14 protein-coding genes and 1 pseudogene are annotated in these 14161 nt (G+C 73.6%); 7 read left to right on the top strand and 8 right to left on the bottom strand.

Features of this window, described 5'->3' with window-relative positions; genetic code table 11:
* Nucleotides 1-2: 2 nt before the first annotated feature.
* From IE326_RS24805 to IE326_RS24770, 8 genes and pseudogenes are all read right to left on the bottom strand, one after another.
* Nucleotides 3-464: a gas vesicle protein gene (locus IE326_RS24805; RefSeq protein ID WP_373310256.1), complete on the bottom strand. Its 462-nt coding sequence runs from the start codon at nt 462-464 to the stop codon at nt 3-5.
* A gap of 63 nt (nt 465-527) precedes the next feature.
* Nucleotides 528-1592: an SRPBCC family protein gene (locus IE326_RS24800; protein ID WP_190043041.1), complete on the bottom strand. Its 1065-nt coding sequence runs from the start codon at nt 1590-1592 to the stop codon at nt 528-530.
* Entirely contained in the window at nt 1585-2046 is a 462-nt protein-coding gene (locus IE326_RS24795) for a hypothetical protein (RefSeq protein ID WP_190043040.1), read from the bottom strand. Before IE326_RS24795 ends, IE326_RS24800 begins: the two co-directional genes overlap by 8 nt.
* A 31-nt stretch (nt 2047-2077) precedes the next feature.
* On the bottom strand, nt 2078-2335 hold the full coding sequence (locus IE326_RS24790) for a gas vesicle protein GvpG (protein ID WP_308440340.1): 258 nt from the start codon (nt 2333-2335) through the stop codon (nt 2078-2080).
* 108 nt (nt 2336-2443) lie between these two features.
* The gene (locus IE326_RS24785; protein WP_150226928.1) at nt 2444-3157 is read right to left on the bottom strand and encodes a GvpL/GvpF family gas vesicle protein; all 714 of its coding nucleotides are present in this window, start codon (nt 3155-3157) and stop codon (nt 2444-2446) included.
* Nucleotides 3157-3639: pseudogene (gene gvpJ / locus IE326_RS24780) on the bottom strand (gas vesicle protein GvpJ); the annotation flags it as partial. The pseudogene gvpJ and the gene IE326_RS24785, both read right to left, overlap by 1 nt.
* Nucleotides 3640-3685: 46 nt before the next feature.
* On the bottom strand, nt 3686-4135 hold the full coding sequence (locus IE326_RS24775) for a gas vesicle protein GvpO (protein WP_190043038.1): 450 nt from the start codon (nt 4133-4135) through the stop codon (nt 3686-3688).
* An 8-nt stretch (nt 4136-4143) separates the two neighbouring features.
* The gene (locus IE326_RS24770; RefSeq protein WP_190043037.1) at nt 4144-5328 is read right to left on the bottom strand and encodes an alcohol dehydrogenase catalytic domain-containing protein; all 1185 of its coding nucleotides are present in this window, start codon (nt 5326-5328) and stop codon (nt 4144-4146) included.
* Between the two features lie 138 nt (nt 5329-5466).
* Between IE326_RS24770 and IE326_RS24765 the strand changes: the two genes are divergently transcribed.
* The 7 genes from IE326_RS24765 (at nt 5467) to IE326_RS24735 (ending at nt 14143) form a co-directional block, all read left to right on the top strand.
* Nucleotides 5467-5859 carry an STAS domain-containing protein gene (locus IE326_RS24765; protein WP_190043036.1) on the top strand — a complete coding sequence of 131 codons (393 nt, stop codon included), beginning with the start codon at nt 5467-5469 and terminating at the stop codon, nt 5857-5859.
* Nucleotides 5860-5993: 134 nt separating this feature from the next.
* Complete coding sequence (locus tag IE326_RS24760) at nt 5994-6959, top strand: LLM class F420-dependent oxidoreductase (RefSeq protein ID WP_150226923.1); 966 nt, start codon at nt 5994-5996, stop codon at nt 6957-6959.
* A 200-nt stretch (nt 6960-7159) separates the two neighbouring features.
* A complete protein-coding gene (locus IE326_RS24755) occupies nt 7160-7888 on the top strand; it encodes a HutD/Ves family protein (protein WP_190043035.1) in 729 nt (242 codons plus the stop codon).
* 132 nt (nt 7889-8020) lie between these two features.
* On the top strand, nt 8021-8569 hold the full coding sequence (locus tag IE326_RS24750; RefSeq protein WP_150226922.1) for a PadR family transcriptional regulator: 549 nt from the start codon (nt 8021-8023) through the stop codon (nt 8567-8569).
* 61 nt (nt 8570-8630) lie between these two features.
* Nucleotides 8631-10355: an acyl-CoA dehydrogenase family protein gene (locus IE326_RS24745; protein WP_150226921.1), complete on the top strand. Its 1725-nt coding sequence runs from the start codon at nt 8631-8633 to the stop codon at nt 10353-10355.
* A 69-nt stretch (nt 10356-10424) separates the two neighbouring features.
* Entirely contained in the window at nt 10425-12095 is a 1671-nt protein-coding gene (locus IE326_RS24740; RefSeq protein WP_150226920.1) for a serine/threonine-protein kinase, read from the top strand.
* A gap of 29 nt (nt 12096-12124) precedes the next feature.
* The gene (locus tag IE326_RS24735) at nt 12125-14143 is read left to right on the top strand and encodes a prolyl oligopeptidase family serine peptidase (RefSeq protein ID WP_150226919.1); all 2019 of its coding nucleotides are present in this window, start codon (nt 12125-12127) and stop codon (nt 14141-14143) included.
* Nucleotides 14144-14161: the final 18 nt, after the last annotated feature.

Genomic DNA, 14161 nt, shown 5'->3' with positions numbered 1-14161 from the left:
CCTCACCTCCGCCTGCCCTCGTCCTTGTCCTCGTCCTCGCCCTTGTCCTCGTCCCGGGTCCGGCGCCGGGGGGCGGTGGCCTCCCGGCGCCGGCGGCGCGGGGCCGGGTCCTCGGTCAGCGCGGCGCGGGAGCCGGGCTTCGCCCGGAGCTCCTGGATCTCGGCCCGCAGGCGCCGGTTCTCCCGCTCCAGGTCCCGCGGGGGCTCGGCCCGCGAGGACAGGGCCGGATCGTGCTCCCACCAGTCGATCCCTATCTCCCGGGCCTTGTCGACCGAGGCGACGAGGAGCCGGAGCCTGATGGTCAGCAGCTCGATGTCGAGCAGGTTGATCCTGATGTCCCCGACGATGACGATGCCCTTGTCGAGCACCCTTTCCAGGATGTCGGCGAGGTTCGCGCCCTGCGTCTGCCCGTAGGGGGAGAGGGGGTGCGCGCCCGAGGGGCCGATGGGGTCCGATGCGGTCACGGCGTGTTCGACCTCGCTCCCTGTGTGTCGGCGTCGGTCTCGGTGTCGGTATCGGTGCCGACGTCAGCGTCCACGGCTCCGGCGGGTGCGGGGCTCGTCGTCCGCCTCCGTGTCGTCGGCTTCCTCGTCGTCGGCTTCCTCGTCCTCCTCGTACGCGTCCTCCGGTTCCTCCCGGTCCCGGTCCTCCTCCTGTTCCTGGTCCTCCTCCTCGTCCTCGTACGCGCCCTCGTCCTCGTCCTCGTACTCCTCACCCTCGTACTCCTCGTCCTCCCCGTCCTCCTCGGGCCCGGCGACGACCTCGCCGTCACGGATCTCGCCGCGCCAGCCACCGGAAGCCTCGCCCCGCATCATGACGAAGGTGCGGAACGCCTTGAGGTCGAGCCGGGCGCGGCGGCCCTGGGCCCGGACGAGGGCGCCCGTCTTCTCGACGAGCCCCTTCGGGTGGTACTCCATGACCAGCAGGACCTTGGTCAGGTTCTCGCCCAGGGGGTGGAAGGTGACCACTCCGCGGGTGGTGCCCTTGGCGCCCTCGGAGGACCAGGCGATGCGCTCGTCGGGGATCTGCTCGGTGATGGTCCCCGTCCACGCCCGGCTCGACCGGGCGACCTTCACCCGCCAGTGGGTGGTCGTGTCGTCCTCCTGGTCGACGGAGACCACCCCCTTGGCGAAGCGGCCGAACTCCTGGAACTGGGTCCACTGGTCGTACGCCTCCTCGACCGGGACCCCGACGTCGACGTCCTCGACGATCGTCAGGCTCTTGCCGCCCGCGTTCGACGCCGACGAGCGGGGTTCGCCCGACGAGCCGTCCGACCCGTCCGGCTCGTTCGACCCATCCGAACCGTCCGACCCGCCGCCGGGCACGACCTTGTCCAGGACCGCCCGCTTGGCGCCGTGCAGCACGGTGCCGGGGCCGACGCGGCCCTCGGCCACCCGCTCCGCCACGTCGCCGACGCGGTGTCCCACGCCGGTGAGCACCTTCTCCAGGCGTGCCTGGAGGTACGACTCGAACTCCTCCGCCAGGCGGTGGGCGCCCGGGTTCCGGTCCAGCACCTTCTGCGCCTTGGAGCCGCCGGAGGAACCGCCCGAGCGGCCCTTCGTCCTCCGTGGCGCGCCCTTCGTCTCAGCCATCGTCCTGCCTCCCGGTCTTCTTCGCCGCGCCCGCCGGAGCGCCGCGGCCGGAGGAGGACCGGCTCCGCCGGGACGGGGAACCGCCGTTCCCGCCCCCGGCCCCGTTCCGCTCGTCCTTCCCGTCCTTCTCCTCGTGCTCGTCCTTCTCCTCGGCCTCGTCCTGCTTCTCCCCGCGCAGTTCCTCGGTCCGGTCGTGCAGGGTGTCCGCCAGGCGGCCGGCCCGGGCGTTGAGCACCGTCGTGGCCGCGGCTTTCCCCGCCGTCATGAGCTCTCCGCGGACCTGCTCGTTCACGCTGTTCAGGAACGGCGAGTGCGCGAGGGTCTTCCCCAGCTGCCCGGGCTTCACCCGGGACCCGGCCAGGGCCATCGCCAGGCCGAGCGCCAGCTTGGCCTTCTTCGTGCGCCCCAGGACGTATCCACCGACCAGGGCGGTGCCGATCTTGGCGCTGTCCATGATGTTCCTCCGCTTCTCCTCTCCCGTTCCGCTACGCGCCGGGCGGCGGTCCGGCGCCGCCGAGCCGGTACGCCCGGATCTCCTCCAGGCGCCGCAGCAGCGGTGCTTCGCGCCGCTCGAACTCGGCGTCGTCGACGCGGCCCGCCTCCCGGTCCCGTTCGAGGGCGACGAGCGCCTCCTGGACGGGCCCGGGGTCGTAGTACTCCTGCTCGGCGGCCCGGACGACCTTGTCGAGCACCCACAGGGTGCCCCGGAGCGGGGCCGCGGGCAGGGCCAGGATCTCCGTCACCAGTCCCACCGTCTCCCACCCGCCTTTCTTCTCGTCGTGTCGTCGACGGTCGTGGCGTGGACGCCGGACGGACCGGCCGCGCCGGACGCATCCGACGCGCCGGACGCGTCAGACGAAGCTGTACGGGGGCAGGGGCCCCCGGACGCGGATCTCGACCCCGTCGGACAGGTCCCCGGCCGCCTCCTCGGCGGCCCGGACGAAGTCCTCGGCCCGCTCCCGGTCCACCAGGAACGAGGCGCTCAGGAAGTACTCCTGCGACGGTTCCGAGAGGCGTTCCGCACGCGCGTGGGGCCGCAGGGCGGCGAGGACGGCCTCGGCGAGCCCGACCTGGCGCGCCTGCACCTCACCGAGGAGCAGCCTGCCGAGTTCCAGCCGGTCGTCGTAGGTCCCGCCGCCGTCGCGGGTGACCTCGTTGAGCCGGCGCACCTCCTCCACCTCGTCCACGACCTCCCGCAGGGCGGTCTCCTCCTCCTGGATCCCCTTCACGCTGAACTCCGCCCGGCCGGCGAGCTCGTCGAGGCGCGCGGCGAACTGCTCGGCGCTCTCGGCGAGGACGGCGCGGACGGCGTCCTCGTCCTGGGCGACGAAGCCGAAGCCCAGCGGCAGCGTGGTGCCGTCGTCCCACAGCCGTTCCTGCACGGTCCGGTGGGCCTCCAGGTCGGGGCGCGTGAGGCCGATCTCCTCCGGCGCCTCGCTGACGACGGCGCGGAGCTCGCCCTCACGGACCGGCCGCAGGGGCGTCCGGCCGTCGCCCACGCCGGTCAGGCCGTCGAGGCGGAGCGGGTGCGACGCTCCCGTGATCGCGTACACATAGAGAGCCATCACTCCTCATCCTCCTCCTCGGAGGACCGCCGTGCGGAGGACCGCCGCGTGCCGCGGCCGCGCCGGGACCGTCCTTCCCGCTCCTCGGACTCTTCTTCTTCCTTCTTCCTCGCCGCCCGCTCTTCCTCCCGTTCGTCGTCCCGGCCGGTGAGGGAGTCCGTGAAGGCTTCCACCGCCCCGGTCAGGGCGCCCTTGGTCTTGCCCTTCGCCCCGCCCTCGGTCGTCTTCTCCATGACGTCGGTGAGCTGGGCCGGGGCCTTCTTGCCGCTCTCCAGGTCGAGGCGGTTGCACGCCTCCGCGAAGCGGAGGTAGGTGTCGACGCTCGCCACGACCACGCGGACGTCGACCTTCGCGATCTCGATGCCCACGAGGGACACCCGGATGAACGCGTCGATGACGAGACCGCGGTCCAGGATCAGGCCCAGGACGTCGTAGAGGGTGCCGGTGGTGCCGCTCTGTCCGGGCGTCGCGCCGCCCTGCTGTACTACGGATACGTTTCCCTCCTTGGGTTCCGAGGGAGCGGCATGCTCAGCCGCCGTCCTTGTCGTCGATCTGAGCCCGCGTGTAGCGCTTGCCGCGCTCGTAGCCCAGCAAGTGCCCGTCATGGCCGAGCGCAACCTCGTAACTCGCCAGGACACTGGTGGTCTCCGGAACCCGCTCGACCTCGACGAACTCGATCCGGGCCGTCCAGCCGGTCTCCGTGGGCGTCAGCGCCGACACGGTCTCGGGCGCCCGGCCCAGGAGCTCGGTGAGCTGCTCCACCGCGCCGCGGAGCGCCTCGGCGGCGGACACCCGGCCCGGTTCCCCGCGACCGTCCCTCTCGCCCCGTCCCCCCTCCTCGTCCTTTCCCTCCCGCTCGTCCCGTTCCTCCGGGTCATCGAGTTCGTCCTGCTCGTCGAGCTCGTCCCGGTCGTCGAGTTCGTCTCGCTCGTTCCGCTCGTTCCGGGCGTGCTTCCGGTGTCCGTCGGTGGTGTTCATGACGGCCTTCAGGGCTTGAGGAGTGTCTTGATCATGCCGTCCTCCTTGGCCTGGAACATCGCATAGGCCCGGGGGGCCTCCTCCAGCGGCATCGTGTGGGTGGCGAAGCCCTCCACGCCGAGGGGGTCGGAGTCGTCCAGGAGCGGCAGGAGGTCGTCCACCCAGGACCGGACGTTGGCCTGTCCCATGTGGATCCGGAGCTGCTTGTCGAAGATCGTGAGCAGGGGCAGGGGGTTGACCGCCCCGCCGTAGACGCCCGACACGGAGACGGTGCCGCCCCGGCGGACGATGTCGACCGCCGCGTGGAGGGCGGCGAGCCGGTCGACGCCCGCGTGCTCCATCAGCGGCCGCGCCACGGCGTCGGGGAGGGCGGCCGTCACGCGCTGCGCGATCGCCGCGAGCCGCGGCCCGTGGGCCTCCATGCCCACGGCGTCGATCACCGAGTCCGTGCCGCGGCCGTCGGTCAGCCGCCGGACCGCCCCGGCCAGGTCCTTCCCGTGCTCCGCCGGGTCGAGGACGTGGACACCGCGCTCCCGGGCGCGGGCGCGCCGGGCCGCGACCGGGTCGACCCCCACCACCAGGCCCGCGCCGCGGTGCAGCGCGACGCGCGCGGCCATCTGGCCGACCGGGCCGAGACCGAGGACGGTCACGGAGCCGCCCGGCGGCACCTCGGCGTACTCCACGGCCTGCCAGGCGGTCGGCAGGACGTCCGAGAGGTAGACGTAACGCTCGTCGGGCGGCCCCTCGGGGACCTTCACCGGCAGAGTGTTCCCGAACGGGACCCGCAGGTACTCGGCCTGGCCGCCGGGCACCTGCCCGTACAGCTTGGTGTAGCCGAAGAGCGCCGCGCCCATGCCGTACGCGCGGACCTGGGTGGTCTCGCACTGGGACTGGAGCCCCCGGTCGCACATGAAGCAGTGCCCGCAGGAGATGTTGAAGGGGACGACGACCCGGTCGCCGGGGCGGACCGCGGTCACCTCGGGGCCGGACTCCTCCACGATGCCCATGGCCTCGTGCCCCAGGACGTCCCCGGGATCGAGGAAGGGGCCGAGCACCGTGTAGAGGTGGAGGTCGGAACCGCAGACACCGGTGGAGGTCACCCTCACCACGATGTCCGTAGGTTCCTCCACCCGGGGGTCGGGTACGGACAGCACGCGGACGTTCCGCGTGTCCTGCCAGGTCAGGGCGCGCATGGCTCTGCCTCCCGTGCAAGGTGCGGGAATGGGATCAAGGGGCGGCTGCCCCGCCCTCCTCCGCGTACTCGCGTCCGCCCGCCCCCGGATTGGGAGCCCGGCGGCGGGGCAGTCGCCGTCGAGACGAGGAGGCGCGCCATGACACCCGACGAGGAGCGGACCGCACGCACCGGTACCGGCGGACCCGCCCGGCGCACGTTCGTCGTGCGGGTGGCCGGTGACATGGACCTGGAGCACGCGGCCGGGCTGAGGTCCCTGCTCCTCGACGGCGTCGCCCGGGCCCCGCGCGGTGCCGACGTCGTCGTGGACCTCCAGAACTCGTCGTTCTGCGACTCCACGGGCCTCACCCTGCTGCTGGCCGCCAGGCAGGCGCTGCGGGAGACGGGCAGCCGCCTCACCCTCGCCGCCCCCAGCCACCAGATGGTGCGGCTCCTGGAGCTCACCGACTGCGTCGGCCTCTTCCGGCTCGGCCCCGCCACGCGCCCGTCCCCGCAAGCCGCCGGAGAACCCCGCACCGCTCCGGCCCGGTGAGGATCCGGCCCGCCGGGAATCCGGGCCGCCGGAAATCCGACCCGATGAGAATCCGGCCCGCTGGGAATGCGGGTCGATGAGACAGAGCACCGACCCGATGAGAAAGAGCAACGATCCGATCCGACGGAGGCGTCATGACCGAGTTCGGCTACTTCCTGTCCTGTGAGGAGTTCGGGCCCGCGGACCTCGTGGAACAGGCCCGCATGGCCGAGGACGCGGGCTTCGGCTCGCTGTGGATCTCCGACCACTACCACCCGTGGAACGGCGAGCAGGGGCAGAGCCCCTTCGTGTGGTCCGTGATCGGCGCCCTCTCCCAGAGCTGCGGACTGCCCGTCGAGACCGCCGTGACCTGCCCGACCGTGCGCATCCACCCGGCCGTGATCGCCCAGGCCGCGGCCACCTCCCAGGTCATGCTGGACGGTCGCTTCCGGCTCGGCCTCGGCAGCGGGGAGGCGCTCAACGAGCACATCCTGGGCGACGCCTGGCCGCCCGCCGACGTCCGCCTGGACATGCTGGAGGAGGCGGTGGAGGTCATCCGGCGGCTGTTCACCGGCGAGGAGGTCACCCACCGCGGACCCCACTACACCGTGGAGAACGCCCGCCTCTACACCCTGCCGGACTCCCCGCCGCCCATCGACATCTCGGCCTTCGGGCCGAAGGCCGCCGACCTCGCCTCCCGGATCGGGGACGGCTTCGTCTCCACGGCCCCGGACGCCGGCCTCGTCGACCGCTTCCGTTCCCGCGACGCCGGCCGGCCCGCGTACGCCGCGACCAAGGTGTGCTGGGCGGAGTCCCGCGAGGAGGCCGTGCGCACCGCCCACCGGCTGTGGCCGACCGAGCACCTGCCCGGCGAACTCGACCAGATCCTGCCGACCCCGGCCCACTTCGAGCAGGCGTCCACCCTGGTCACGGAGGAGACCGTCGCCGACGCCGTGGCCTGCGGCCCCGACCCGGAGGAGCACGCCCGGCAGCTGCGCGCGTACGTGGACGCCGGTTTCGACGCCGTCCACGTCGGCCAGATCGGGCCCGACCAGCGCGGCTTCTTCGACTTCTACCGCAAGGAGGTCCTGCCCCTCCTGCGCGGAAACGGCTCCGCGTGAACGGCTGCGCGTGAACGGTTCCGCCCGAGCGGCTCCACGCGCGTGGGCCGCCTCCCCGCCGCACCGGGACGCGCGCCCGCGTGATCCCCGCCCCCGGCTCCGGGCGCCGGCGCGGGACGTGCCATCGTTCGACGGCGGGCGGTCCGCGGGGGAGCCGCGGACCCGGAGCCGTGCGCGCCCGCGGCGAAGGAGCTGAGGACATGACCGCAGGACGCCTGTTCAGGGCGCAGGACCGGACGGCGACCAGCTGGCGGAACGGCGGCGGGGTGACCCGGGAGGTCGCCGCGGGCCCGGCCGGCGCGGGCCTGGACGACTTCGCCTGGCGGGTGAGCCTCGCCGACGTCGCGGCCGGCGGCCCCTTCTCGTCCTTCCCCGGCGTGGACCGGGTCATCACGGTCGTGGAGGGCCCGGGGATGGAGCTGACCGTCGACGGGACCCCGCACACCGTCGCCGAGCCCTATGCGCCCTTCCCCTTCTCCGGCGACGCCGTCACCGAGTGCCGGCTGCTGGGCGGTCCCCTCGTCGACTTCAACGTGATGACGCGCCGCGCCACCACGACGGCGCGGGTCCGGACGGAGCGGGAGGCGTTCTCCGTCGCCCCCGAGGAGGGGACCGAGGCCCTCGTGATCGTCCTGGCGGGCACGGCGACCGCCACGACGACCGACGCGTCGCCCGCCACGACGACCGACGCGAAGGGTGACGCCACCGCCACCGCCACCGCCCCCACCGACGCGTCGCCCGCCGGGACGGCCGACACCCTCGCGCCCACCGACGCGAACGGTGACGCCTTCGTGCCCACCACCGCGAACGGCACGGCCGGGACCGCCCTCGGCCGTTACGACGCCCTCCTGCTCTCCGGCGGGGAGACGGGCGCCTTCCGCGTCGACGGCGTGGCCGCCGTCGTCACCCTCACGCCCGCCGGGACCTGACCGCGCCCGCCCGTCACCGGGACCCGACCGCCCGCCATCGGCACCCGGACGCCCCGGCCCCGCGGGTGAGGCGCGTCTCATCGGCCCGTGCGCGCCTTGCTATGCAACCCGTTGCATAGCAAGATCGGAGGCATGGCGCTCGAACACGCGATCCTCGTGTCCCTGCTGGAGAAGCCGGGCTCCGGCTACGAGCTGGCCCGGCGCTTCGAGCGGTCCATCGGCTACTTCTGGACCGCCACCCACCAGCAGATCTACCGCGTGCTCAAGCGGATGGAGAACGACGGCTGGGTCCGTGCCCGGGAGGTGCCCCAGCAGGGCCGCCCGGACAAGCGGGAGTACTCCGTCGCCGACCTCGGGCACGCGGCGCTCAGCTCCTGGCTGCACGAGCCGATCGAACCCGAGAGCGTCCGGCACGACCTCGCCGTGAAGATCCGGGGCGCCGCCTTCGACGACCCCGCCGGCCTCGTCCGCGAGGTCGAGCGGCACCGGCGGGCCCACACCGACCGCCTCGCCCACTACCTGGCGGGCGAGGAGCGGGACTTCCCGCCCGTGCCGGACGACGGCACGCCGCCGGACGCCGAGCGCGAGCTCCAGCACGTCGTGCTGCGCGGCGGCATCGCGTACGAACGCATGATGATCGCCTGGCTCGACGACGTCCTCGCCACCCTCCGCGGGTTCTGAGGCCCCGGCCCCGCGAGCGCCCCCCACCCACCCGACCTCCGACGCCCCAAGGTGGTTCCCCATGGCCGACGCCCTGCTGTTCAACCCCCGCACCTATGACCCCGCGCACTTCGACCCCGAGACCCGCAGGCTGCTGCGCGCCACCGTCGACTGGTTCGAGGAGCGCGGCAAGCGCCGGATCATCGAGGACTACCGCACCCGCGCCTGGCTCGGCGACTTCCTCGAATTCGCCGCGAAGGAAGGGCTCTTCGCCACCTTCCTCACCCCCGCGACCGAGGCCGGCGAAGGGTCGGGCGACAAGCGCTGGGACACCGCCCGCATCGCCGCCCTCAACGAGATCCTCGGCTTCTACGGCCTCGACTACTGGTACGCCTGGCAGGTCACCATCCTCGGCCTCGGCCCGGTCTGGCAGAGCGACAACGCCGCCGCCCGCGCCCGCGCCGCCGAACTCCTCGGCCAGGGCGAGGTGTTCGCCTTCGGCCTCTCCGAGAAGGCGCACGGCGCCGACATCTACTCCACCGACATGCTGCTCACCCCGGACGGCGAGGGCGGCTTCCGCGCCACCGGCTCCAAGTACTACATCGGCAACGGCAACAAGGCCGGCCTCGTCTCCGTCTTCGGCCGCCGCACCGACGTCGAGGGCCCCGACGGCTACGTCTTCTTCGCCGCCGACAGCCGCCACCCGGCCTACCACCTGGTCAAGAACGTCGTCGACTCCTCCAAGTACGTCAGCGAGTTCCGCCTGGAGGACTACCCGGTCACCGCCGACGACGTCCTGCACACCGGCCGCGCCGCCTTCGACGCCGCCCTCAACACCGTCAACGTCGGCAAGTTCAACCTCTGCACCGCCTCCATCGGCATCTGCGAGCACGCGATGTACGAGGCCGTCACCCACGCGCAGAACCGCATCCTCTACGGCCGCCCCGTCACCGCCTTCCCGCACGTGCGCCGCGAACTCACCGACGCCTACGTCCGGCTGGCCGGCATGAAGCTCTTCAGCGACCGCGCCGTCGACTACTTCCGCACCGCCGGGCCCGACGACCGCCGCTACCTCCTCTTCAACCCCATGACGAAGATGAAGGTGACCACCGAGGGCGAGAAGGTCATCGACCTCATGTGGGACGTCATCGCCGCCAAGGGCTTCGAGAAGGACAACTACTTCGCCCAGGCCGCCGTCGAGATCCGCGGCCTGCCCAAGCTGGAGGGCACGGTCCACGTCAACCTGGCCCTGATCCTCAAGTTCATGGGCAACCACTTGCTCGCCCCCGCCGCCTACGAGCCCGTCCCCACCCGCCTCGACGCCGCCGACGACGCCTTCCTCTTCCGCCAGGGCCCCGCCCGCGGCCTCGGCTCCGTCCGCTTCCACGACTGGCGGCCCGCCTTCGACGCGTACGACCGGCTCCCCAACGTCGCCCGTTTCCGCGAACAGGCCGACGCCCTCTGCGACTTCGTCCGCACCGCCGCCCCCGACGAGGCCCAGAGCCGCGACCTCGACCTGCTCCTCGCCGTCGGCCAGCTCTTCGCGCTCGTCGTCCACGCCCAGCTCGTCCTGGAGCAGGCCGCCCTCACCGGCCTCGACGACGACGTCCTCGACGAGCTCTTCGCCGTCCTCGTCCGGGACTTCTCCGGCCACGCCGTCGAACTCCACGGCAAGGACTCGGCCACCGAGGCGCAGCAGGCCTGGGCGCTCGGCGCGGTCCGCCGCCCCGTCGTCGACGAGGCCCGCACCGCCCGCGTCTGGGCCCGCGTCGAGGCCCTCTCCGGCGCGTACGAGATGAAGCCCTGACCCCGCCGGTCCGGGCGGTCCGCCCGCCCGGACCCCGGCTGTCACCGGGGACCCCTACGATGATCGCTCATGAGCACGAATGACGACGACGGCAGACCCCTCGTCGACGGACGGTTCCGGCTGGTCTCCCGGCTCGGCAGCGGCGGCATGGGCACCGTGTGGCGGGCCCGCGACATCGCCCTCGACCGGGACGTCGCCCTCAAGGAGGTCCGCCCGCCGGACCCCGCCGTCGAGGAGGCGAACCCCGGCCTCACCGCCCAGCTGCGGGAGCGGGCCGTCCGCGAGGCCCGTGCCCTCGCCCGGCTGACCCACCCGCACGTCGTGACGGTCCACCACATCGTGGAGCCGGCCGACGGATCGGCGCCGTGGATCGTCATGGAGCTGGTCGAGGGAAGCTCCGTCGCCGACCGGCTCGCCGCGGGCCCCCTCTCCGTCCCCGAGGCGATCGTCCTCGGCCGGCAGGTCCTCGGCGCGCTGCGCGCCGCCCACGCCTCCGGCATCCAGCACCGCGACGTCAAGCCCGCCAACGTCCTGCTGCGCGCCGAAGGCGGCGCCGTCCTCACCGACTTCGGCATCGCCGTCTTCGACGAGGCCACCTCCCGGCTCACCGCCTCCGGCGACCTCATCGGCTCGGCCGAGTTCATCGCCCCCGAGCGGGTGCGCGGCGAGGAGGGCAACCCGGCCTCCGACCTGTGGTCCCTCGGCATGCTCCTGTACGTGGCGACCGAGGGCCACCACCCGCTGCGCCGCGCCACCAGCCTCGCCACCGTCGTCGCCGTCCTGGACGACCCGATCCCGCCACCGGTCCGCTCCGGCGCCCTCGGACCCGTCCTCCTCCGGCTCCTCGTCCGCGACCCGGCCCTGCGCCCGGACGGCGCGGAGCTCGACCGGCTCCTCGCCGCGGCCGAGGCGGCGGCCGCCGTCCCCGCCGACGCCGTCCCCGCAGGTTTCGGCCCGCCGACCCCGCCCCCGTACGGCTCCGTCCCGCCGCCGTACCCCCACCCCCACCCCGCCCACCAGGTGCCCGGGCCGCCGACCGTCGCGGCGGGCCGGACCCCCGACCGTCGCCGCCGGATCGCCACGGTGGCCGGCGCCCTCGTCGTCTCCGCCGGACTCCTCGCGCTCGCCCTCCAGCAGCTCCTGCCCCTCGGCGGCGACGGCGGGACCCCGGACGCGAAGGGCACCACCACCGCCCCCCGGACCCCCGGAGGCGGCACCGGCGGCACCACGGGGGACACCACCGGAGCCCCGTCCTCCGCCGCGCCGTCCAAAGCGGCCGCGCCCGACTCCCTCCTCACCCCCGCCGGGATCCGCACCGCCGTCGCCGCCTTCGCGGAGGCCACCGGCACCCCCACCGTGAAGGCGATCTACGTCTACGACGACTACGCCATCGCCGAGATCCCCACGAAGGAGGGCGCCAGGACCTACGACCGCTACCAGTACCGGGACGGCGAGGTCAGCCGCCAGGGCATCGGCGGCACCATCAGCTCCTCCCAGCCCGACCAGCAGCCGTTCGACCCCACCCGCATGCCCTGGGACGACCTGCCCGCCCTGGCGAAGCGCGCCGACCGCGAGCTCAAGGTCGAGGAACCCTTCAACCGGTACATGATCGTCAACCGCTGGTCCTTCAACGAGAACCGCCCCACCCTCCTCGTCTACCGCACCAACGACTACTCGGCCACCGGCTACCTCGCCGTCGACCAGAGCGGGAAGGTGGTCCACAAACTGGTCGCCGACTGACCCCCGCCACCGGCCCGGACCGGGGGACAATGGCCCGCGTGAACCATGACGACCCGTACCTGTGGCTGGAAGACGTCGACAGCGAGGCCGCCCTCGCCTGGGTGGCCGAGCGGAACGCGGAGACGGAGGCCGCGCTCGCCTCGGACCCCGGCTTCGACGCGTTCGCCGAGCGCCTGCGCGAGGTGCTCGACGCCGTCGACCGCATCCCCTACACCACCCGCCGCGGCCCGTACCTCTACAACTTCTGGCAGGACGCCGAGCACGTACGGGGCGTGTGGCGCCGCACCACCCTGGAGCAGTACCGCAAGGACGCGCCCGAGTGGGAGACCCTGCTCGACGTGGACGCGCTCGCCGCGGCCGAGGACGAGAAGTGGGCGTGGGCCGGGGCCCGGGTGCTGCGGCCCGGCCACGACCGCGCCCTGGTCAGCCTCTCCCGCGACGGCGGCGACGCCGTCGTCGTCCGCGAGTTCGACCTCGCCGCCCGCGCCTTCGTCGCGGACGGCTTCACCGTGCCCGAGGCCAAGACCAGCATCGGCTGGATCGACGCCGACACCGTCTTCGTCGGCACCGACCACGGCCCCGGCTCGCTCACCGACTCCGGCTACCCGCGCACGGTCCGCCGCTGGCGGCGCGGCACCCCGCTCGCCGAGGCCGTCACCGTCTTCGAGGGCGAGGCCGGCGATGTCTCCGCCTGGGCCTGGCACGACTCCACCCCCGGCCACGAGCGCGACTTCGTCGGCCGCTCCCTCGACTTCTTCCGCAGCGAGACCCACCTCCTCACCGCCGACGACACCCTCGTCCGCATCGACGTCCCGGAGGACGCCGAGGTCTACGCCCACCGCCGGCACCTGGTCGTCACCCTCAAGTCGGAGTGGCTCGGCCACCGGGCCGGCTCCCTCCTCGCCTTCGACCTCGACGCCTTCCTCGCCGGGGACCGCACCGCCGAGCCGCTCTTCACCCCCGACGAGCGGACCGCGCTCGCCGGCCACTCCTGGACCCGGCACCACCTGATCCTGGAGGTCATGCGGGACGTCAGCACCCGCATCGAGGTGCTCACCCCCGGCGAGGACGGCGGCTGGTCGCGCGCCCCGCTCGCCGACGTCCCCCCGCTGTCGGCGGTCGGCGTCACCGACACCGACCCGGACGTCTCCGACGAGTACTTCCTCGACGTCTCCGGCTTCCTCCAGCCGTCCACGCTCACCCGCGGCACCATCGGCGGCGACAGCGAGATCCTCCGCCAGGCCCCGGCCCGCTTCGACACCACCGGCCTCACCGTCGAGCAGGCGTTCGCGGTCTCCGACGACGGCACCCGCGTCCCGTACTTCGTCATCGGCCCCGACCGCTCCGCCGGCCCCGGCCCCACCCTCCTCTACGGCTACGGCGGCTTCGAGGTCTCCCTCACCCCGGCGTACGCGGCCCTCACCGGCCGGGGCTGGCTGGAGACCGGCGGCACGTACGTCCTCGCCAACATCCGCGGCGGCGGCGAATACGGCCCCGGCTGGCACCAGGCCGCGCTCGGCGCCCACCGGCACCGGGCCTTCGAGGACTTCGCGGCCGTCGCCCGGGACCTCGTCGCCCGCGGCATCACCACCCCGCCGCAGCTGGGCGCCGCGGGCGGCAGCAACGGCGGCCTCCTCATGGGCGCCATGCTCACCCGCTACCCCGAGCTGTTCGGCGCGATCGTCTGCCAGGTGCCGCTGCTCGACATGGTCCGCTTCCACAAGCTGCTCGCCGGCGCCTCCTGGATCGCCGAGTACGGCGACCCCGACGACGAGGCCGACCTGCCGCACCTGCTCGACCTCTCCCCGTACCACCGGCTCGACCCCGCGGCGGCCTACCCGCCGGTGCTGCTCACCACCTCCACCCGCGACGACCGGGTGCACCCCGGGCACGCCCGCAAGGCGGCGGCGCGGCTGCGGGAGCAGGGCCACCGGGTGCTCTTCCACGAGAACACCGGCGGCGGGCACGCGGGCGCCACCGACAACGCGCAGGCCGCCCGCAACAAGGCGCTCATGTACAGCTTCCTGCGCGAGCACCTGGGCTCCTGACCCGACGGGGCCGGAGCC

It is taken from the genome of Streptomyces filamentosus (assembly GCF_014654895.1).
In the GTDB taxonomy this organism is placed as follows: Bacteria; Actinomycetota; Actinomycetes; order Streptomycetales; family Streptomycetaceae; genus Streptomyces; species Streptomyces filamentosus.
This window is presented reverse-complemented; position numbering and strand designations above follow the sequence as displayed.

What these genes read in the sequence shown, in the direction of transcription:
- IE326_RS24750 (WP_150226922.1), top strand. Translation starts at nt 8,021, where the DNA reads ATGGCGCTCGAACACGCGATCCTCGTGTCCCTGCTGGAGAAGCCGGGC.
- IE326_RS24765 (WP_190043036.1), top strand. Translation starts at nt 5,467, where the DNA reads ATGACACCCGACGAGGAGCGGACCGCACGCACCGGTACCGGCGGACCC.
- IE326_RS24775 (WP_190043038.1), bottom strand. Translation starts at nt 4,135, where the DNA reads ATGAACACCACCGACGGACACCGGAAGCACGCCCGGAACGAGCGGAAC.
- IE326_RS24745 (WP_150226921.1), top strand. Translation starts at nt 8,631, where the DNA reads ATGGCCGACGCCCTGCTGTTCAACCCCCGCACCTATGACCCCGCGCAC.
- IE326_RS24755 (WP_190043035.1), top strand. Translation starts at nt 7,160, where the DNA reads ATGACCGCAGGACGCCTGTTCAGGGCGCAGGACCGGACGGCGACCAGC.
- IE326_RS24800 (WP_190043041.1), bottom strand. Translation starts at nt 1,592, where the DNA reads ATGGCTGAGACGAAGGGCGCGCCACGGAGGACGAAGGGCCGCTCGGGC.
- IE326_RS24735 (WP_150226919.1), top strand. Translation starts at nt 12,125, where the DNA reads ATGGCCCGCGTGAACCATGACGACCCGTACCTGTGGCTGGAAGACGTC.
- IE326_RS24785 (WP_150226928.1), bottom strand. Translation starts at nt 3,157, where the DNA reads ATGGCTCTCTATGTGTACGCGATCACGGGAGCGTCGCACCCGCTCCGC.
- IE326_RS24760 (WP_150226923.1), top strand. Translation starts at nt 5,994, where the DNA reads ATGACCGAGTTCGGCTACTTCCTGTCCTGTGAGGAGTTCGGGCCCGCG.
- IE326_RS24770 (WP_190043037.1), bottom strand. Translation starts at nt 5,328, where the DNA reads ATGCGCGCCCTGACCTGGCAGGACACGCGGAACGTCCGCGTGCTGTCC.
- IE326_RS24795 (WP_190043040.1), bottom strand. Translation starts at nt 2,046, where the DNA reads ATGGACAGCGCCAAGATCGGCACCGCCCTGGTCGGTGGATACGTCCTG.
- IE326_RS24740 (WP_150226920.1), top strand. Translation starts at nt 10,425, where the DNA reads ATGAGCACGAATGACGACGACGGCAGACCCCTCGTCGACGGACGGTTC.